We start from the raw sequence: 18,848 nt of genomic DNA on the forward strand, positions 1-18,848 counted from the left end.
GGTTTTGTCCGTTTATCCTTGCGGTCCGTCTAGACCATCGTGAAATGCCGTTCAAGAAATAGGATTTCGGCCGTCTCGCCAAAAGCCCTTACCCAAAAGCCTGCTAGTTTTCCTCGTCATGCGTCTGCGCCGCGGCGATTCCGTCGGGCCTTGCATCTTCCTCGCCGGTCCGGCGCGACCGCGCCTGCGCCTTGCGCTTCTGCAGATTGGCGCGCAATTCCTGCGCCAGGCGTGCCTTGCGGTCGTCCTTTACCGTCGAAACTTGCGTAGTTTTGTTCGAATTCATGAAGATTGCCCGAACGTGTCCCCTGTTCGATCGTCGCGAGAGCCGAAAATACCTATCATTATGGCCGCGCCGTGTCCGTGCAAAAACACTGCAAACAAGTTTCACACATAACTTGCGCTTGCCGGATTGATGTGGCAGAAGCGCCGCATTCGACAGCTGCGGTAGCTCAGTGGTAGAGCACTCCCTTGGTAAGGGAGAGGTCGAGAGTTCAATCCTCTCTCGCAGCACCATTCCCAAATCATTGATAATCTTCAAGCATTTGATTGCCGTGGCGCGCAGCATCGTTCGGCAGCGTTGCGCAACTTCCGTTGGCATCGATTCCAGATCGTGGACTATGCTGCAAAGCTACGGTTGCCGGCTACCATAGTAGGTGCCGCCATCGCCCCGGAAATGGGCGGTCCTTGGGGATATCAGGAGAGTGTCTGCCAATATCGACCGGCATTCTGCGAGAAGTGAGCCGTTCTAGCCGCCATATTTCGGCGCTGAGGCCAGTGCCGCGTTGAGGTGTTCGTTCATCAGTGTTGCGGCTCTGGCCCGGTCTTCGGATGCGATTGCGTCGATGATCATGACATGCTCGCGGCACCAGTCGCGCACGCGCCTTCGATTGGTGTAGCCGCCGAATTCGAGAAGCCTGCGCAGTCTGTTCTGTTGCTGGATGGCCTGCTGGAAGAACACGTTGCCGCTGAATTCCGCAATCATCTCATGGAACTGGGCATCGGTGTCGAACAGCTGGCGTGGGTCGAGCGCGCTGATGTCCGGATGCGCTTCCAGATAGAGATGATGCATGCGCGAGCGCTCAAGTGCTGCCGCATCCGACCGGAAAGTCTCGAGCATGATGCCCGCCGGCTCGATCGTCCTGCGGAAATTATAGCTGTTTCGAAGCGCCATCTGCGTGTCGAGCGTGGGCAGGAACGTCCAGCCCCTGCCGCTGCTTCTGGCCAAAAGGCCATCGCTTACGAGATGGGTCAGGGTTCTGAGCAGCAGGGTTCTGTCGACGTCGTAGCGCTGGAGAATCTGGGTCTGGGTGAATGTCTCTGACAGGCGGCCTGAAAGCCGGTCCTCGACGATTCTTGTATAGAGATCCTGGTCGGCCGTTGTCGGTACCTCGACCTCGAGCCGGTGCAATTCTTCCGGGCGGGCGGTCAACAGAAATCCGTGGTTCTTCTTGGCTTCGACAATGCCGCGTTCCGCCAGCAGGGAGAGAGCTGCGCGCACCGGTGTGCGCGAAACGCCGAGCATGTCGCCCAATTGCTGCTCGCGCAGGCGATGTCCGGGTTCGAAACGGGCGTCCCGCGCAATTTCCAGAATCTGATTTGCCAGACGGTAGCGATTCTGGCGCGGACTGCTGACCATGCGTGCTCACTTTCGTATTTTCTACCGTATATTCATACAATGATTTCCGTCAATCGTACAAGAAGGTGCGGTATGAAAGCTGTACGCCTTGCCAAAAAAACAAACAGTGACTGTCGATAAGCCTCGAGATTTCTCGAATTTTGCCTGTGTTTTTTGCAGTTTATGCCGTGATAGCTCGTTTATCGAGCAGATTGTGGGTTGGCTTCGCCTGACCGATTTCCGCTTGACTTCCATTTTTTCAAGATTGTATGTTTGTTCTCAAAAAGAGCAATAACTTATCCAGAGAAAGGGAACTGACATGTTTAGATATTTGCTGGCCGCAGCAATCCTGCCGCTTTTCGCAACCGCTCCGACCATCGCCGCAGAGCTTCCGAAAGAGGGTCTCGTGGAGGCTGGCGCCGTCAACTATGGCGTCGCTGCTACTTTCGCCCCATTCGAATTCCAGAAGGATGGGCAACTGACGGGCTTCGACATTGACCTGATCGGCGCGCTTGCCAAGAAACTCGGCGCCGAAGCCAAGGCATCGAATATGGAGTTCAAGGGCCTGATACCGGCGCTGAGCGGCGGGCGGATCGATATCATCAATTCCGCGATGTACATCAACCCGCAGCGCTCCGAGCAGGTCGACTTCGTTCCCTATTTGAAGATCGGCAACCAGGTCATCGTTCAGAAGGGCAACCCGTCGAAGGTCACCGGCCGCGACGACTCGCTTTGCGGCAAGACGATCTCGGTGACGCTGGGCGGCATCCAGGAAAGCCAGGCGCGCGCTGATGACAAGCGTTGCACCGACAAGGGGCTGGACGGCATCAAGGTTCTGACGATGCCGACAGCGCAGGATTCGGCACTGACGCTTCGCCAGGGCCGCGCCGATGCGACCTTCGACTCGACACCGGGCGCTGTTGTGCTGCTGGGTGCCTTGCCCGACGTCTATGAGACGGTCGGCGAGGAATTCGAAGCAAACACCAATATCGGCATTGCGACCCGCAAGGGCGACACGCAGATGCAGGAATCGCTGAAAGCAGCGCTCGCGGAAATCGTCGCGGACGGCACCTACAAGAGCCTGATCGAGAAATGGAAGCTGCCCGCAACGGTTTCCATCTTCAACTGATCCAACACCAGACAAAGAAAAAGGAGCGCGAATGTCACTCGAACTCGTCTTCGAATATCTGTTTTCGCGCACCTTCTTCGATGGTGCGGTGCTCACGCTTTTGATCACCATAACATCGCTGTTCTTTGGCGTGCTGGCAGGGCTGGTCGTGGCCCTGCTGCAGGAAACGAAAATCCGCAGTCTGCAGGTGGTGACGCTTGTCTACCTGTGGCTGTTTCGTGGAACACCGGTGCTGTTCCAGATCATCTTCATCTACAATGTCTTGCCGACCTTCGGCATCCGCCTTTCCGCCTTTCTGAGTGCGGTTATTGCTCTCTCGTTAAACGAGGGCGCGTATATGGCCGAAATCCTGCGCTCCGGCCTCCAGGCGGTGAAGACCGGGCAACGCACGGCCGGTCTCGCTCTCGGCATGACGAAGGCGAAGGTCATGCGTTACATCGTGATACCGCAGGCCGCACGCATCGTGCTTCCGCCGATGGGCAACCAGATGATCGGCATGCTCAAGACGAGCGCGCTTGTGTCGGTCATCGCGGTTGAGGAATTGCTGCTCGTCGCCAACCAGACCGCGAGTGCCAGCTTCCGCTACTTCGAGGCGCTGACGGCCGCGGGCATCTATTATCTCGCTCTGACGACGATCTTCATGGCCGGACAGTTCCTGCTGGAACGTTCGCTCGACCCGAAGCGTGGACGCCGCAAGGCTGCACCGGCCCCGCTCATCGAGCGCCTCACCCATATGACCGAAACTGCCGAGACCCGGTGAAGGATCAAGACATGCGCTCGCAAGATCATCAGCCGCTTCTGGACATCATCAATATCGACAAGAGCTTCGGCGCTTTGAAAATTCTCAAAGGCTGCAGCTTGAAGGTCAACCGGAAGGAAACGGTCGTCGTCATCGGCCCATCCGGATCGGGCAAGTCGACATTGCTGCGTTGCCTGAACCTTCTCGAGCCGGCAGACAGCGGCGCCATTCTTTTCGACGGCAAGGATATTGCCGGCAATCTCCGCGAGGCACCGGCCGTGCGTCGTGAAATCGGCATGGTCTTCCAGAATTTCGAGCTGTTCCAGCACCTGTCGGCGGCGGAAAACATCATGCTGGCGCCGATGAAAGTGTCGGGCCTCAGCAGGTCGGATGCCCACGATCTGGCCACCGATCTTCTGCGCAAGGTCCACATTCCTGAAAAGGCGGACTTCTTCCCGGACGAGCTTTCCGGCGGCCAGCAGCAGCGTGTTGCGATTGCCAGGGCGCTGGCGATGAAGCCGAAGCTCATGCTCTACGACGAGCCGACCTCGGCGCTTGATCCCGAGATGATCCGCGAGGTTCTTGACGTCATGGCCGAGCTCAGCAGTGACGGCATGACCAGCATCGTCGTGACGCACGAAATGGGTTTTGCCAAGCGCGCGGCCGACCAGATCGTCTTCATGGAAAGCGGCCAGATCATCGAGAATGCCACCAGCGAGGATTTCTTCAGCGGCACGGTCAATGAGCGTGCGCAGCGTTTCCTCGATCAGATCCTGCATTAGACCACAGCCCGGAACCCAGATATGTCCATCGCACCAGATGCCGCTCGGATGAAGCGCGAGCTCGCCGAACTGATTGCCATTCGCACCGAAAACCCTCCGGGCAACGAGGCCGAGGCCGCAGTCTATGTGCGCAATCTGCTCGAAGCCGAAGGGTTCGCAACGATATCGACCGAATACAAGCCGGGCCGCTTCAACATCGAGGCGAAACTCGAAAACGGCCCGGGCCCGGTCTTTGCCTTCAACACACATATGGACACGGTTCCGGCAGGCGAGGGGTGGTCGTCCGATCCTTTCGTGGTTCGCGAAGCCGATGGCAAACTGTTCGGTCGCGGCGCTTGCGACTGCAAGGGCCCGCTCATCTCGATGATCGAGGCGATGCGGATGCTGGCGCAGGACCGTTCGTCCTGGTCGGGCACGCTGTTGGGTGTTTTCGTCGGTGACGAGGAAATCGCCAGCGAGGGCGCGAAGTTCTATGCCGCGTCAAAGCCGAAGATCGATTTTGCCGTGGTCGGCGAGCCGACCTCCAACGCGACGTTTTCGGCGCACAAGGGAAGCTTGCGGCCGGTGGTGCGCATTCACGGCATCACCGCCCATTCGGGCACGCCGCATCTCGGCGAAAACGCGATCTACCGGGCCGGCCAGTTCCTGACCATCGTCGAGGCGCATCACGAAGACTATGTGCGGCATCAGTCGCATCCGCTGGTCGGCAATGCCAGCCTGACGGTCACACGCATCAATGGCGGCCATGCGGACAATGTCCTGCCCGGCGCCTGCGACATGCTGCTCGACCGCCGCATGGTTCCAGGCGAGGAAGAAGAAGCAGTCCAGAAGGAATTCGCGCTGCTTCTCGAACGCGCCCATACGCAGTTCGGTATCCGCGCCGAGATCATCGACTACAAGGCGACCACCGGCCCGGCAACGCAGACCGAAGAAAACACTTCGATTGTGCAGGCGAGCCTTGCCGCATGCCGCGCGCACGGTACGGCGGAGCCCGGACCGTTCGGTTTCCAGGGCGGTTGCGACCTCGTGCATTTCCGGTCGGTGGGAGCACAGGGAACGGTTATCGGACCGGGAAGCCTTTCGGTTGCGCACAAGCCCGACGAATTCGTGCCCGTGGACGAGTTCATAACCTCGAGCCTGATTTACAGGGACGTCGCAAAAGCGATGCTCAAGGCATAGGACATGCGCGCCTCACTCCATCGCGCGATGTTGCATTATGGCGGCGGCCTGCTGCTGTACACGGCGTCGTCGGGACCGGTGTCTGGTCTCGATGCGCTGTATCTGCATCTGGATGACGGCAGCACCGCCGGCACCGGTGAAGTGCGCATCAACATCGCTTATCTCAACGGCCTTTCAGCCGAAGCCGTTGAACGGGAAGCGATCGCCCTGTTCGAGACCGTCGACTGGTCAAGACAGCCTGACGCGCTGCTTGCCGATGCGACGACCTTGAAAGGCGTGAGCGCTCCCGTTCGGATGCTGCTGGATGGAGCGCTGCACGATCTTGTTTCCCGGCGCGCCGGTTTGCCGCTGGCGCACTGGCTGGGCGGCGACCGGACGCACCCGGTAAGCCATGCGACCAACCAGACGCTTTTCATCTCGTCGTTGGAGCGTTTTCTGGAGCAGGCGGAAGCTTATGTCTCGCGCGGCTTTCGGGATCTGAAGGTGCGCGTCGGCTCCAGCGGCTTTTCCGAAGATATGGCCCGGCTTGAAAGCCTGCGTGCCCGTTTTGGGTCGAAGATCAAGCTCGCCATCGACGCCAACGGCGCGTGGGCGTTCGAAGAAGCCCTGGAAAACCTGTCGGCACTCGTGCCGCTCGGCCTTGCCTATGTCGAACAGCCGATCGCTGCCGGCGACTGGGCGGCACTGTCCGAACTCGCGAACAAAAGCGCCATCCCTTTGATGCTCGACGAAAGTGTCGCCGGCCAATCCGACGTCGACGCGATCATTGCGGCGGGCGGAAAGCTTTGGGCGCATCTCAAGCTGGTGAAGATGGGCGGCATCGCGCCCACCATGAAAGCCGCAGCCCGGCTTCGCGGGGCGGGCATCCCCTTCATGATCGGGCAGATGAACGAGGGTGGTCTGGCGACGGCGGCCGCCTTGCACGTCGCTTGTGCGGCCCAGCCGCAATTTGCCGAGCTCTATGGCGCGGACGGCATCGAGAACGATCCGGCGCCGGGTCTCGCATATGAAAACGGATCCGTCAGCGGCACGCAGTCTCCGGGTCTGGGATTGGAATTCGACGCGTCGAAAACGCGTCTCATCAGGGAGTTTGGACAGTGAAGAATATCGGCGTTCAGCAGGGGCAGGAATCCGCCTTTCCCAGGCAAGAGTATGAAGCACGCCAGGCCCGCGCGCGCCAGAATCTGGTCGAGGCAGGCATCGATGCGCTGGTGGTGACGGGGCCGGAGAACATCTTCTACCTGACCGGCCAGCAGACGCCCGGCTACTACACGTTCCAGGCGCTGGTCCTTCCGGCGGAAGGCGATCCGGTATTCGTGATCCGTCAGCTCGAATATTTCAACTTCATCGCCAACACCTTCATTTCGGACGCCGAGGTCTATCAGGACGGCGATGAGCCGGTCGGTTTCCTCGTCGCGCTTATAGAGAAGCGTGGGCTCGCTTCAAAGCGCGTCGCGATAGACAAGCGCGGCTGGTTCCTTCCGATTGCCGTCTACGAGACACTGCAGGCACGCCTCGGAACCATCCACGACGGTGCGGGCGTTATCGAAAAGCTTCGCGCCATCAAATCTCCGTTGGAAGTCGAGAAGCTCGAAAAGGCCGCCGGCTATGTCGATGCCGGCATGAAGGCCGGTCTGGCGACAGTGCGCGCGGGTGCTACGGAAAACGATCTTGTCGCCTCGATGATGCAGGCGGCGATTGCCGCCGGCTCCGAATATATGGGCATGGAGCCGCTGGTTTCCTCGGGCCCGCGCACCGGCGTTCCGCACGGCACATGGCGTCGCCGCAAGATCGAGGACGGCGATCCCGCCTTCCTCGAAATGGCAGCCTGCCACGATCGCTATCATGCGGCCCTTATGCGCTCGGCCTGGGTCGGCAAGCCTCCGCGTGAAGCGGTCGACATGATGAAGACCTGCCAGGAAGCGCTGCAGGTGGCGCTGGATGCCATCCGCCCGGGTGTCGCCTGCGAAGTCCCGCACATCGCCTGCCAGAAGGTCATCGACGCTGCCGGCTACACCGACAATTTCCGCAAGCGGTTGGGCTACAGCGTCGGCATCTCGTTTGCGCCGGACTGGGGCGAGGGCGCAATTCTCAGCCTCAATGCAGGCGTGAAGACCGAATTGCAGCCGGGCATGACGTTCCACCTGCCGCCGGCTCTGCGCATCTACGGCCGCTTCACCGTGGGCGTCAGCGAAACCATCGTCGTTACCGAAACCGGATACCGCGCACTCGGCACGATCGGGCGCGAGCTTCTGGAAGTCTAGGGTCAAGGAAACAGGAATAAGAACATGAAAGACATCAGCGAGACGCGTGCCCGGCTGAAGGGCATCTTCAACATCACGGTCACGCCGTTCACCGCAAATGGCGATATCGACAAGGCCGGCTTCGCACGCAGCATAGAGCGCGTCATCGGGCTCGGCTATGACGGCATCCTGATCGGCGGTACCTATGGCGAGTTTCCGGCGATGTCGACGGAGGAGCGGGCTGACCTGTTCCGGCATGCCATGAACGTCGCGGGAGACCGTGTTCCGGTGATGCTGTGCAGCGCGCATTCGGATATCCGCGTCGTGAAAGATCTGACGCGCCTCGCAGGCGACCTTGGCGGCCTGCCGATGGTCACGCCGCCATACGTCTCCGAAGTCACCGACGGCCAGATCGTGTCGTTCTTCCGTGATATGGCGCCGCTGTCGAAGACCGGCATTCTTGTCTACAACGCGCCGGGCATCGGCATCACGCTTTCGCCTTCCATTCTGGAGCAGCTTGCCGACATCGACAATGTCGCGGGCGTCAAGCAGGGTGATCTCACCCCCACCGCAATCGACCAGATCGCCAATCGGATCGGCGGTCGCATCCGCCTGTTCTGTGCGTCGGATCTCGCTTTCCTCGGGCCGATGATGGCAGGTTTCGACGGCATCAGCTCGACCAACAGCTGCGCGCTGCCCGAGCTCATTCTCGATACCTATCGCGCTCTGGAAAAGGGCGACGCGGCCACCGCGCGCGACCTGCACCGCATCTGGTATGCGTTCCGCGCGCTGGCGCGCAAGCACGGCCAGCCGCAGACGACCAAGGCTGCGATGAACCTTCGCGGGTTCGACGGCGGTTCGGTGCGGGCGCCTCTGCGCAATCTGGAAAAGCCGGTGATCGAAGAGATCGCCAAGGTTCTGGAGACGCTGCGCGGCGATACGCGCACGCAGGTTACGCTCGCAGCCTAAAGGCGAAAACCTCCCAACAAAAAACCCCGGCTACATCGCTGTAGCCGGGGTTTTTGTTTGCCTGGTTTCAGGCTGCGTTGCGCCCGTGCAGTTTTGCGCAGGCATTGACGATACGGTCGCAGGCCGTACGCAAAGTCTCCGTGTCGACAGCATAGGCAATGCGAACATGCCCCGGCGCGCCGAACGCGGAGCCATGGACCACGCCAACATGCGCGGTTTCGAGAAGGTAGGAGGCGAACTCCAGATCGGAGCTTATCACACGTCCATCCGGGCGTGCGGTGCCGAGCAGTTTGGAGCAATCGGCAAAGACGTAGAATGCACCTTCAGGCGTGTCCGCGTGCAGCCCGTCGATCTTGCCCAGGGCTGCAAGAACGATATCGCGCCGCTCGCGCAAGGTTTCGATCCAATCCGCCATGAAGCCGATCCCGCCATCCAGTGCCGCGATCGCCGCGCGCTGGCTGATCGAGCTCGGATTGGAGGTGCTCTGGGATTGCAGGACCTGCATTGCCTCGATCAGCCAGGCCGGGCCGGCGGCATAGCCAAGGCGCCATCCTGTCATCGAGTATCCCTTCGACAGCCCATTGACCGTCAGCACGCGCGCTTTCAAAGCGGGTTCGATTGCGGCGGGCGTGGCGAATTCACCTTCGAAACGCACATGTTCGTAGATGTCGTCGGCCATTATGAGAACGCCGTCGTGGCCTAGCAGAACGTCGGTCAGCGCCTTCATTTCAGCGTTGCTGTATACCGCACCCGTCGGGTTGTTCGGTGAGTTGAGGATGACCCATTTCGTCTGCGGGGTCAGTGCCGCCGACAGGGCTGCGGGGGTGAGTTTCCAGGCTTCCTCGGCGCAGCATTGGACGATAACCGGCTCGCCGCCTGCGAGCCGGATCATGTCCGGATAGGAAACCCAGTAAGGAGCAGGCACGATCACTTCGTCGCCGGACGCGAGCGTTGCCAGAAGCGCGTTGAAGATGAGCTGCTTGGCGCCGGCGCCCGCGATTATCTCGGAGGGTTCATAGGAAAGGCTGTTTTCACGCGCGAACTTGCGCTGGATCGCAGCTTTCAGCTCGGCGGTGCCGGCCACGGCGGTATACTTCGTGTCGCCGTCGCGGATCGCTGCGACGCCCGCTTCGCAGATCGCCTCGGGCGTCGCGAAATCGAGCTCGCCTTCGCCGAGATTGATGACGGAATGGCCTGCTGCCGTGAGCGCGCGAACCTTGTTGGAAATTTCAGCGGTCGGTGAAGCACCGACGAGTTTCATGCGGGGAGCAAGCGATGGATGCACGGTCAGATTCCTTGTGGCGATTTCTTTACATTGTATAATTGTTTTTATATTGTGCAATCTGTGATCGGCAAATTATGCCGTGAAATCAGCATTTCTTATGAAGAAGCGCTTGTTCGTGTGTGAGCAGAAGTGCATATATTGAATGATTGCATGCGATCATGAATTACAGGGTTTCCGATGAGTTTGGTGCTTGTCACGCATGAGATTGACGAACCCGCGCTGTATGGCGCGGCGGCAGCGGTGATCGCAGCGCGGCATGGTGGCCGGGTGCTCTATCCCGAATTTCGTTTTGATACCGGCCTGCACGCCGATGCGGTTCAGCATGTGCTCGCAGCAGGCGGGCTTGGGCCAAGCGGGCTCTATTGGGCCGATCGCCTGACGCCGTCGCCAGCTCGTGCGGCGTCCAGTGTCGATGAGATCGTCGCAGAGGCGCGCGCGAGTGAAATCATCGTGCCTATTCACCCCAACTACCTTCGAAATCCGACGCTTCCGGGCACCATCGTTCGCGCGGCCCAAAATGCAGGGATCGAAACAACGGTCGTTACGATAGGAACCTCCGGCGACGGTTTTGTCGTTGAAGGCGAAACACTTGCGGGCAGGGACGGTTTCGGGCGGATCACGGATCGCCCGGAAAGCGCCTCCGAAAATCGTATCCCGCTGGAGATAGGGCTGATCGCCGCCGAAGGGGATCAACGCAGCGTCTACCCCGCGACGCTTGCGAGCCTGGCCGATGCTGCGGATGGCCTGTCGATAAATCTAACTATCCGGTTCATCGATCCCGTTGCGTTGGGCGACGCGGGCAATTTTGAAATTCCCGCCTCGCTTACCGGCCTGGTTCTTCCGGGTGGTGCGGCGATGAAGAATGTTCCCGGGCAGATCGAAGCTGCGGCAGCCGGTCTTGCTGCAGGCGTTCCGACTGTCGGCCTGTGTCTGGGAATGCAGACGATGGCGACGGCGATCGCATGGCGTCGGTTCGGGCGCGGAACCGCCAATCTCGCGGAAGCCGATCCGGCAGCGCCGATCAAGACCTTCGTGCCGATGGCTGGAGAGAAGGGGCCGAACGGCCGTCCCTTGCCGGAACACCGGACCGGAACGCATTCAAGCGCTGTGGCGACGCAAACGCGCCTTGCTGAAATCCTGCCCGCCTCGACGACCGTTCACTACAACCATCGCTACCGGCTGGATCCGGCACTCGTGAAAGACCTCGAAGAGGCTGGCTTGCGCGTCGCCGCCACGGGTTTCGACGGCGCCATCGTCGATGCGATCGAGGATCGCGATCATCCCTTCTTCATCGGCATGCAGGGCCATCCCGAACTTGGCTCGCGCGAAAACAACCCTCATCCGCTGCTGTCCGCCTTCCTGTCGGCAGCACGCGAATACGCTCACTCGCATTGAAACCGGGACTTTAAAAAATGGATCTCAACATAAAAGGCCGCCGCGCGCTCGTGCTCGGTTCCAGCCAGGGACTTGGCTTTGCCATCGCGCGCAATCTGGCGCTTGAAGGCGCTTCGGTCACGCTGGTCGGCCGTTCGGGAGAACGGTTGAACGCGGCTGCGGAAACGATCCGCGCAGAGAGCGGTTCGGAAGTGAATACCGAGGTGCTGGACCTCTCCGATTCCGCCGCTCTTGAGGCATGGGTTCCGGTCATCAGCACGCGTGCCATCGATATTCTCGTCAACAATGGAGGCGGTCCTCCGCCCGGTGCGATTGCCGGTGTTGCTGCCGACGTCTGGCGCGCCCAGTTCGAAACGATGGTCAACGCGCCGTTCCGCATCACGGCTGGCCTGCTGCCGGGCATGCGCAGCCGCAAATGGGGCCGCATCGTCAATGTCGTCTCGTCGGGCGTCGTGCAGCCTATTCCAAACCTTGGAATTTCCAACACTTTGCGCCTGTCGATCTTGGGTTGGGCGAAGACGCTTGCAGCCGAGGTCGCAGCTGACGGCATCACGGTCAACTCGGTCATTCCGGGCCGCATTCATACGTCACGCGTAGACCAGCTCGACAAGGCAGCCGCAGACCGCACCGGCAGCACGCCGGAAGCCGTGGCGGAGGCCTCGCGCGCCGGCATTCCGATGGGCCGCTACGGCAAGCCCGAGGAATTTGCGGACGCCGTTGCGTTTCTGGCGAGCGAGAGAGCGAGCTACATCACCGGCACGACCCTGCGCGTCGACGGTGGAATGCTGCGCAGCGTCCTGTAAGGCCAGAGCACCAACATCGCGCCGCTTCCGCTTTGGAGAACCGCTGCGATGTTGGCTGATGACGCATCTTTGCATTGCAGCATAAGCCGCACATGCTAAATCCTCGCGGTATGAAGAAAATCGGCTTCCTATCGTTCGGGCATTGGTCGCCCTCGTCCCAATCGCAGACGCGGTCAGCGTCCGATGCGCTTTTGCAATCGATCGACCTGGCGGTCGCCGCGGAGGAATTGGGCGCCGACGGCGCCTATTTTCGGGTGCATCACTTTGCCCGCCAGCTCGCCTCGCCATTTCCGCTTCTGGCGGCGATCGGCGCGAAGACCAGCCGCATCGAGATCGGCACGGCGGTCATCGATATGCGCTACGAGAACCCGCTCTATATGGCGGAAGACGCGGGCGCTGCCGATCTGATCGCCGGCGGACGCCTGCAACTCGGTATCAGCCGTGGGTCGCCCGAGCAGGTGATCGACGGATGGCGCTACTTCGGTTACGCCCCGCCTGAGGGCCAGACTGACATCGACATGGCCAGGCGCCATGCCGAGGTATTCCTGGAAGTGCTGCGCGGGCAGGGCTTTGCGCAGCCAAATCCGCGGCCGATGTTTTCAAATCCGCCCGGATTGCTACGCGTCGAGCCGCACTCGCCAGGCTTGCGCGACCGGATCTGGTGGGGCGCTGCCACCAACGCCACCGCGGAATGGGCGGCTGCAGCGGGGATGAACCTGCAGAGCTCGACGCTCAAATTCGATGAGAGCGGAAAGCCCCTTCATATCCAGCAGGCCGATCAGATCCGCGCCTTCCGCGCCGCGTGGAAGGCGGCAGGACACGAGCGCGAACCGCGGGTGTCTATCAGCCGCAGCATCTTTGCGCTGATGGACGATCGCGACCGTGCCTATTTCGGCGGCGACGAGAGCGAGGATCATTTCGGCTATATCGAGGCCGACACACGCGCCGTGTTTGGCCGCAGCTATGCCGCCGAACCGGACGTTCTCATCGAGCAGCTGAAAAAGGACGAGGCAATCGCCGAGGCCGACACGCTGCTTTTGACCGTCCCCAACCAGCTCGGCGTCGACTACAACGCACATGTCATCGAGGCCATCATGACCCATGTTGCCCTAGCGATGGGTTGGCGCTGACGTCGCCTGTAGTGGTCCTCCGGTCAGGTCAGGACGATGCAGACGGACAGCGCGATCCAGCTGCCGGACCACCCGAAGGCAGGAAGGCTTTATTGCTCGGTTGGCATACCGATTTCGACTTAGGGCAAGTACATCCTGTCGGCCGTTGTGAATACTTGTCCGTCTTTTGCAAAGATGTTTGAGTAACAAAGGGGCTCAGCAAGGGGTTGTCTCGATGTTACATCTTGTCGGAAATGCCCGACTGCGGAGCATTCATGATCTTCTCGGCCCGCTTATCAAGGGCAGAAGAATGCTCGACATTGGAACCATCGGGCACGAGTTTGAGGCCCGGCAGGAGATCGGCACCTTCTACCTTTCAGAATTCGTCGGCCTGGCAGGCTACGTGAAAGGCATCGACATTCTTGAAGAGGATGTCGCTCGGGCCCGCGCCGCCGGCTACGAGGTTGTTGTCGGCGACGCCGAATCCTTTGTCGATACCGAACCCTACGACGTGGTCTTTGCCGGCGAACTGATCGAGCACCTGAGCAATCCTGGCCTTTTTCTCCGCTGCTCGATCCGCAATCTGAAGAAGGACGGCGTCCTCGTCATCACGACGCCGAACGCTTTTTCCATGAGCCGGCTGCTGAAATGCGTCTTCGGCCTGACCAACGAGCCGCCGGTCAATCCCGAGCACACCTGTTACTACACGCCGCAGACCTTGCAGCAACTGTCCGTTCGCGAAGGCTTCGAGATCAAGCAGATCTATTTTTCCGACTATGACTACGGAACGCGCGGTGTGACGATGAAACGTGCCTTCATGCTGCGCGTGAACAAGATGCTCTGCGACCTGTTTCCGCAGCTCAGCCAGTCTTTCATCGCGGTCTTGGGACGGCCGTCCGACGCGCGTGACGAACTGTCGCCATCAGGCGCCTGACAATCATTGGATCAAGCGGACGCCCGCTCCGCTGCCGGCCGCCACAGCGGCTGCACCTTGTGGCCTGCATTGAACAGGAAGATCAGCACCCCGGAGCGGTTGATGATCTGCAACCCGATGATTGCACCGACCACCGCCAGAACGGGCAGCGTGAAGAAGGTGATCGGGAACAGGTCGGAGCCGTAATTGCCGAAAAAGCGTCGGAAGATGATTCCGGCGTAGTCGAACAGGATCGCATGGCTGCAGAACAGGAAGAAGGCATAAGGCTCGAACCGCATGAACGGTTCGGCAAAGGATGACCGCCGGATAAGCTCCGTCAGATACCAGAAACCTGCCGCCATGGTTATGCGCAGCAGCGTGTCCAGCGTCAGCCGCAGCGTATCGTCCATTTCCGAAAGCAATATGCCCTGAATGCGGATGTAGAGGAAAACCGCCGCCATCGCCGCAAGGCCGATCGAAAGCGGGCGGGTGATCCGGTCGATTTCCTGCTCATTCGTCCGCGACAGGCGAAGCCACATGCCAATGGCAAAGAACAGCATCAGCTGCGGCCTCTGCAGAACGTAGAGGTCTTCCCCGAAAAGCGTGAAGACGACAAGCAGCAGGATGGTCGCAACCGGCAGCCGCTTGATTGCGAAATAAAGCAGCGGCGAGAACAGGCAGCAGACGAAAAGATCGCGCAGGAACCACAGCGGCACAACCAGCGGCCATTCGGTTACGGCAAAGAAGGCGTTGGCCAATGCGGGTAGGGTAAACTCCGGCCAGTTGCGCCAGTTGTCGGAAAGCAGCCCGTAGGCGCCGAGCAGCACCAGCGCCAGCACATTCCAGGCCACCAATGGCACGACCAGCGTCTTCACCTTGGATTTGTAAAGATCGAGCGTGCCGACCTTGAGCAGGCTTGAGACGATGAAATAGCCCGAAACCACACTGAGTAGCGAAACCGAGCTCAGCCCCATCAGCCGCGTCAGGATGAAATAGACGATGTCGAAGAAGCCGGCGTCACGGTCATAGACGTTCTCGGCAATGCCCGGCTGGACGTGAACGAATGTCATGAAGAAGATGCACAGCGTTCGCGCGATCTTGATGCGGTTCGACATCGTCTTGGCGACGGGCGACAGGCCGGTCGCGCTCGGCGCGGGCGAAGATGTTCTTGCTGTCAAAACGTTCTCCTTGAACAGTCACGCGGCGGCTAACCGCATGGCTGCAGGTGTTCTCTTTGAAGAGCGATGCCGGAGCGAAACCGGGTGCAGCATCGCAGCGAGCCACTGAGGCCGCTCCCATCCTTGGCGCCCTGCATCCAGGGCCAGGTGTCTGCCGACTTGCGGCTGGCACAGGACATCGACACCATGTAAGCCGTTTGGGTGGTTCAAATGTGAATGTTGTGCAATTTCTGCGCGATTTCCGATTCACAAAATGCAACGTCGTTTAATACAAGGGCTGCAATGGGGGCCGCTTCGCTGGAAAGCAGAGAATATCGCCTATGAAGAAATTGGCAGGCCTGTTTGGTCTGGACAAAAACCCGGGGCGGGAACGGCGCGCCCGGTTGAAGATCGAGACCGCGGGAGCCGCCGTCTATGTGATCGGTGACGTCCACGGCTGCCTCGACCTGCTGCTGGCGCTGGAACATTTGATCGTCGCCGATGCGCGCGAACTGCCGGGGCGCAAGACCATCGTCATGCTCGGTGACTATGTCGATCGGGGGCCTGCCTCCTCTCAGGTGATCGATCACCTGATGGCCCCGCCGCCGGTTGGTTTCGAGCGCATCTGCCTGGCCGGCAACCATGAAGTGGCGATGCTGGATTACATCGACAAGCGCCTGACGCTTGGCGACTGGATGCATATGGGGGCAGGGCCGACGCTTCTTTCCTACGGGGTCGACCCCGAGCGCCTCGGCTCGATTTATCAGTCCCGGCAGGTCGACGACATGATCAGGCATGCCATTCCGGCAGGGCATGTCGAATTCCTGCGCTCGCTTCCGATTCTCATCGAGGCAAAGCGGTACATCTTCGTCCATGCCGGTATCCGGCCCGAACTCGATCTCGACCGGCAGTCGGACGACGATCTGGTTTTCATTCGCACCGCCTTCTACGAAAAGGCGCATCTCCTGAAGAAATATGTCGTCCATGGCCACACGCCGGTCACGGAAGCGAAGCTCGAAGGCACACGCATCAATGTCGATACGGGCGCCTTCTTTTCCGGACGGCTGACCGCTCTGCGGATATGGCAGAACAAGGGCCGTTACCTCACGACCTGACCTGAGCGGCCGGCGGTTCTGCGAGCGGAAACCGCCAGGCCTTCAGGCTTTCGCCGTCAGGCCGGCCTGCTCGATGTAATAGGATGAATAACGGTCGAGATATTGTTCCGAGCCGCCATAGGCGCCGTAGCGCACCAGCTTCTTCATGTCCGTCTTGTTCAGGATGATGCCGAGCAGCTTGGAGGCGATTTGCGGTTCACCCTGCAGTGTCGCCTTCACCAATGCGCGCGGCGTCACGCCCCACTCGGAGACCATCACGAATCCATCGGCAAACGGTGCGAACGCCTTGGCGTCGACCACCGGGCCGAGCGGCGGCAGATCCACCACGATGTAATCATAGGCGTTGCGGGCGTCGGTCAGGAGGTCGTTCATTCCCGGCCCGGAAAGCAGTTCGCTGGTATGCGACAGGCGTCCGCGAACCACGGCGGGAATGATGTTGAGCTTGGTCGTGCGATCGACCATGACCGTGGTTTGCCAGCGCTGCTCGCCAACGATCGCCTCGACCAGCCCTCTGTCCGGGGACAGCGACAGGCCACGGCTGAGGCCCGGGTTGCGCAAGTCGCCGTCGATCAGCAATGTTCTCGCGCCATTGGCGGCCAGAAGCCCGGCGAAGTTCGCGGCAACCGTCGTCTTGCCTTCGCTCGGCAGCACCGAGACGAAACCGATCACCTTGCAGGGCCTGCCTTGCAACACGACATCGCAGGCGATCTTGGCGTTGCGAAGCGTCTCTGCAAATGACGATGACGGAGCGTTGATCGCTACCCTTAGAATGCGCGGCGTGACGGGCTCGGGACCATCGCGTGGCGGCTTGTCGGCGCCATTGGCCCCGTTCTTGGACGCAGCACTGGAAAGGCGTGTGCCGACGATCGGCAGATAGCCGAGGAAGTTGATGTTGAGCGATGCGCGCACGTCTTCGCCTGTGCGGAAGAACCGCTCGCGGAACTCCTGAAAGGCGCCGACCCCGGCGCCGCCAAACAGGCCGAGCACCAGCGACAGGCCGAGTACCATCGTCTTCTTGGGGCTGGAGGCGGCCACCGGATCGACGGCTTCCGAGATCACGCGCGCCTTGGCGATGGGGAAGGAGCGCTGCTGCGAGGCTTCCTCATGACGGGCGAGGAAGGTTTGGTAGAGCGTCGCCAGTGCGGCTGCCTTCTGTTCGAGTTCACGCAACTGCACCATGGACTGGCTGGTCTCGGAGCTTTCTCCGGCCATCAGCCCGACATTGGCGCGCAGCGAATCCTCGCGCGACTTCGCAACCTCATATTCCGTGCGGTAGCTCTCCGTGAGCTGGTTGAGTTCCTGGAAAATCTGCCGCGAAAGGTCTCCCTGTTCGCGCCGCAGCGCGACGGCCTGAGGATGGTCCTCGCCGAAACGGTCGCTGATCTCGCGCTCGCGCTTGGTGACGTCAAGATAGCGTCCCTTCAGGTCATTGATGACGGTGTTGTTGCTGCCCTTGTCGGAAGGGATCGTCGCGTTCTTCACGGCGTTGTCCGGGCCGCTTTCGATGATCGACTTGAACTGGTTGTAGCGCGCCAGCGCATTGGCAGTATCGGCTTGCGCCAGGATGAGCTGGCTGTTGAGATCGGCAAGTTGCCGCTCGGAGATAAGCTCGCCCCGGGCCGAGGTCAGGCCGTTCTCGGCGCGGAATTTTTCCACGGCAAGTGCTGCGGCCTGCGAACTGTCGCGCAATTCGGCCAGCCGCCCCTGAAGCCAGACGGTCGCCCGCTGCGTGGCGTCGAAATTGGCGTCGAGCTGGTCGGAGAGATAGGCATTGGCATAGGCGCGTGTGATCGCGCCGGCGAGCTTCTTGTCGTAGGCCTGGAACGACAGGTCGATGACATAGCTGCGTCCGACACGCTCGGCTGACATGCCGGCCTGCAGCAGTGCTGTCGCCTTGCCGATCTTGCCGTTTGCGATCGAGGTCGCGGAGAGTTCGGGCTGCGAGGAAAACAGGCCGATTACGGACTTGATCTGATCCTTCACCCAGCCGATCGGCGAGCGCGGCGGATTGAGAAACGCGTCGTTGTTCTGAAGGTTCTCGGCCATCACCACCGCGCGGGCGAGGCGGGCCGATTTCAGGATTTCGACTTCGCTCGAAACCATCGAGTCCGCCTGGACCCGGGACGGCCCGGAATCCTTCTCTTCGGCAAACTTGGTCAGCGTGTCGTCAAGCAGGATGCGGGTGCCCGATGTGTATTGGGCGGGCGTGAACAGAAGATAGACGACGCCAAGCGCAAGGCCTACCGCCGCGCAAAGCGCCACCACGCGGATTTGCCGCATGGCGATAGTCATCAGGCGTTCAAGATCGATGAAGCGATCCGCCTCATCCGGCTCCACGGCCAGTCTGCTGTTCAAGGGAATGTTTCTCTGGTGCATGATTTCGTCGACGCCAGGCGTCACTTTCGTTTTGGA

17 protein-coding genes and 1 tRNA gene are annotated in these 18,848 nt (G+C 60.6%); 13 read left to right on the plus strand and 5 right to left on the minus strand.

Annotation, left to right across the window (positions count from 1 at the left end):
* Positions 1 to 103 precede the first annotated feature (103 nt).
* Positions 104 to 286, minus strand: coding sequence for a hypothetical protein (locus BM413_RS14530; RefSeq protein ID WP_091914208.1), 183 nt, complete (start codon positions 284 to 286; stop codon positions 104 to 106).
* A gap of 155 nt (positions 287 to 441) precedes the next feature.
* Here BM413_RS14530 and BM413_RS14535 point away from each other — a divergent pair.
* Positions 442 to 516, plus strand: a tRNA-Thr gene (locus BM413_RS14535).
* Positions 517 to 748: 232 nt separating this feature from the next.
* Here BM413_RS14535 and BM413_RS14540 read toward each other — a convergent pair.
* Positions 749 to 1,639 carry a GntR family transcriptional regulator gene (locus BM413_RS14540; protein ID WP_091914210.1) on the minus strand — a complete coding sequence of 297 codons (891 nt, stop codon included), beginning with the start codon at positions 1,637 to 1,639 and terminating at the stop codon, positions 749 to 751.
* A gap of 298 nt (positions 1,640 to 1,937) precedes the next feature.
* On the opposite strand from BM413_RS14540, the gene BM413_RS14545 reads away from it, so the two are divergent.
* From BM413_RS14545 to BM413_RS14575, 7 genes are read left to right on the plus strand one after another with little or no spacing between them, the layout of a single operon-like run.
* The gene (locus BM413_RS14545) at positions 1,938 to 2,747 is read left to right on the plus strand and encodes an ABC transporter substrate-binding protein (RefSeq protein WP_091914212.1); all 810 of its coding nucleotides are present in this window, start codon (positions 1,938 to 1,940) and stop codon (positions 2,745 to 2,747) included.
* Between the two features lie 31 nt (positions 2,748 to 2,778).
* The gene (locus BM413_RS14550) at positions 2,779 to 3,507 is read left to right on the plus strand and encodes an amino acid ABC transporter permease (RefSeq protein ID WP_091914214.1); all 729 of its coding nucleotides are present in this window, start codon (positions 2,779 to 2,781) and stop codon (positions 3,505 to 3,507) included.
* An 11-nt stretch (positions 3,508 to 3,518) separates the two neighbouring features.
* A complete protein-coding gene (locus BM413_RS14555) occupies positions 3,519 to 4,268 on the plus strand; it encodes an amino acid ABC transporter ATP-binding protein (protein WP_175544332.1) in 750 nt (249 codons plus the stop codon).
* A gap of 21 nt (positions 4,269 to 4,289) precedes the next feature.
* Positions 4,290 to 5,447, plus strand: a complete 1,158-nt coding sequence (locus BM413_RS14560) for a M20 family metallopeptidase (protein ID WP_091914218.1) — start codon at positions 4,290 to 4,292, stop codon at positions 5,445 to 5,447.
* 3 nt (positions 5,448 to 5,450) lie between these two features.
* Entirely contained in the window at positions 5,451 to 6,548 is a 1,098-nt protein-coding gene (locus BM413_RS14565) for a mandelate racemase/muconate lactonizing enzyme family protein (protein WP_091914220.1), read from the plus strand.
* The gene (locus tag BM413_RS14570; RefSeq protein ID WP_091914222.1) at positions 6,545 to 7,711 is read left to right on the plus strand and encodes a M24 family metallopeptidase; all 1,167 of its coding nucleotides are present in this window, start codon (positions 6,545 to 6,547) and stop codon (positions 7,709 to 7,711) included. Before BM413_RS14565 ends, BM413_RS14570 begins: the two co-directional genes overlap by 4 nt.
* Before the next feature lie 24 nt (positions 7,712 to 7,735).
* Positions 7,736 to 8,659, plus strand: coding sequence for a dihydrodipicolinate synthase family protein (locus BM413_RS14575; RefSeq protein WP_091914225.1), 924 nt, complete (start codon positions 7,736 to 7,738; stop codon positions 8,657 to 8,659).
* Positions 8,660 to 8,726: 67 nt separating this feature from the next.
* Here BM413_RS14575 and BM413_RS14580 read toward each other — a convergent pair whose 3' ends face one another.
* On the minus strand, positions 8,727 to 9,944 hold the full coding sequence (locus BM413_RS14580; RefSeq protein ID WP_244537872.1) for a pyridoxal phosphate-dependent aminotransferase: 1,218 nt from the start codon (positions 9,942 to 9,944) through the stop codon (positions 8,727 to 8,729).
* A gap of 177 nt (positions 9,945 to 10,121) precedes the next feature.
* Here BM413_RS14580 and BM413_RS14585 point away from each other — a divergent pair, with 177 nt between their 5' ends.
* The 4 genes from BM413_RS14585 to BM413_RS14600 all read left to right on the plus strand — a co-directional run bounded on the left by BM413_RS14585 (position 10,122) and on the right by BM413_RS14600 (position 14,185).
* Positions 10,122 to 11,339, plus strand: coding sequence for a glutamine amidotransferase-related protein (locus BM413_RS14585; RefSeq protein ID WP_091914229.1), 1,218 nt, complete (start codon positions 10,122 to 10,124; stop codon positions 11,337 to 11,339).
* A 17-nt stretch (positions 11,340 to 11,356) separates the two neighbouring features.
* Entirely contained in the window at positions 11,357 to 12,142 is a 786-nt protein-coding gene (locus tag BM413_RS14590) for an SDR family oxidoreductase (protein ID WP_091914231.1), read from the plus strand.
* 110 nt (positions 12,143 to 12,252) lie between these two features.
* Positions 12,253 to 13,272 carry an LLM class flavin-dependent oxidoreductase gene (locus tag BM413_RS14595; protein ID WP_091914233.1) on the plus strand — a complete coding sequence of 340 codons (1,020 nt, stop codon included), beginning with the start codon at positions 12,253 to 12,255 and terminating at the stop codon, positions 13,270 to 13,272.
* A 214-nt stretch (positions 13,273 to 13,486) separates the two neighbouring features.
* Entirely contained in the window at positions 13,487 to 14,185 is a 699-nt protein-coding gene (locus BM413_RS14600) for a class I SAM-dependent methyltransferase (RefSeq protein ID WP_091914235.1), read from the plus strand.
* An 11-nt stretch (positions 14,186 to 14,196) separates the two neighbouring features.
* On the opposite strand, the gene BM413_RS14605 is transcribed toward BM413_RS14600, so the two are convergent.
* Entirely contained in the window at positions 14,197 to 15,342 is a 1,146-nt protein-coding gene (locus BM413_RS14605; RefSeq protein ID WP_244537874.1) for an acyltransferase family protein, read from the minus strand.
* A 320-nt stretch (positions 15,343 to 15,662) separates the two neighbouring features.
* Between BM413_RS14605 and BM413_RS14610 the strand changes: the two genes are divergently transcribed.
* On the plus strand, positions 15,663 to 16,436 hold the full coding sequence (locus tag BM413_RS14610; protein WP_091914237.1) for a metallophosphoesterase: 774 nt from the start codon (positions 15,663 to 15,665) through the stop codon (positions 16,434 to 16,436).
* Positions 16,437 to 16,478: 42 nt separating this feature from the next.
* On the opposite strand, the gene BM413_RS14615 is transcribed toward BM413_RS14610, so the two are convergent.
* A complete protein-coding gene (locus BM413_RS14615; RefSeq protein ID WP_091914572.1) occupies positions 16,479 to 18,812 on the minus strand; it encodes a polysaccharide biosynthesis tyrosine autokinase in 2,334 nt (777 codons plus the stop codon).
* Between the last annotated feature and the right edge of the window lie 36 nt (positions 18,813 to 18,848).

The organism is Mesorhizobium sp. YR577, from assembly GCF_900116595.1.
In the GTDB taxonomy this organism is placed as follows: Bacteria; Pseudomonadota; Alphaproteobacteria; order Rhizobiales; family Rhizobiaceae; genus Mesorhizobium_M.

Bases quoted from the DNA above. Each gene is read 5' to 3' on its own strand.
- BM413_RS14530 (WP_091914208.1), bottom strand. From the start codon at position 286: ATGAATTCGAACAAAACTACGCAAGTTTCGACGGTAAAGGACGACCGC.
- BM413_RS14540 (WP_091914210.1), bottom strand. From the start codon at position 1,639: ATGGTCAGCAGTCCGCGCCAGAATCGCTACCGTCTGGCAAATCAGATT.
- BM413_RS14545 (WP_091914212.1), top strand. From the start codon at position 1,938: ATGTTTAGATATTTGCTGGCCGCAGCAATCCTGCCGCTTTTCGCAACC.
- BM413_RS14550 (WP_091914214.1), top strand. From the start codon at position 2,779: ATGTCACTCGAACTCGTCTTCGAATATCTGTTTTCGCGCACCTTCTTC.
- BM413_RS14555 (WP_175544332.1), top strand. From the start codon at position 3,519: ATGCGCTCGCAAGATCATCAGCCGCTTCTGGACATCATCAATATCGAC.
- BM413_RS14560 (WP_091914218.1), top strand. From the start codon at position 4,290: ATGTCCATCGCACCAGATGCCGCTCGGATGAAGCGCGAGCTCGCCGAA.
- BM413_RS14565 (WP_091914220.1), top strand. From the start codon at position 5,451: ATGCGCGCCTCACTCCATCGCGCGATGTTGCATTATGGCGGCGGCCTG.
- BM413_RS14575 (WP_091914225.1), top strand. From the start codon at position 7,736: ATGAAAGACATCAGCGAGACGCGTGCCCGGCTGAAGGGCATCTTCAAC.
- BM413_RS14585 (WP_091914229.1), top strand. From the start codon at position 10,122: ATGAGTTTGGTGCTTGTCACGCATGAGATTGACGAACCCGCGCTGTAT.
- BM413_RS14590 (WP_091914231.1), top strand. From the start codon at position 11,357: ATGGATCTCAACATAAAAGGCCGCCGCGCGCTCGTGCTCGGTTCCAGC.
- BM413_RS14595 (WP_091914233.1), top strand. From the start codon at position 12,253: ATGAAGAAAATCGGCTTCCTATCGTTCGGGCATTGGTCGCCCTCGTCC.
- BM413_RS14600 (WP_091914235.1), top strand. From the start codon at position 13,487: ATGTTACATCTTGTCGGAAATGCCCGACTGCGGAGCATTCATGATCTT.
- BM413_RS14610 (WP_091914237.1), top strand. From the start codon at position 15,663: ATGAAGAAATTGGCAGGCCTGTTTGGTCTGGACAAAAACCCGGGGCGG.
- BM413_RS14615 (WP_091914572.1), bottom strand. From the start codon at position 18,812: ATGCACCAGAGAAACATTCCCTTGAACAGCAGACTGGCCGTGGAGCCG.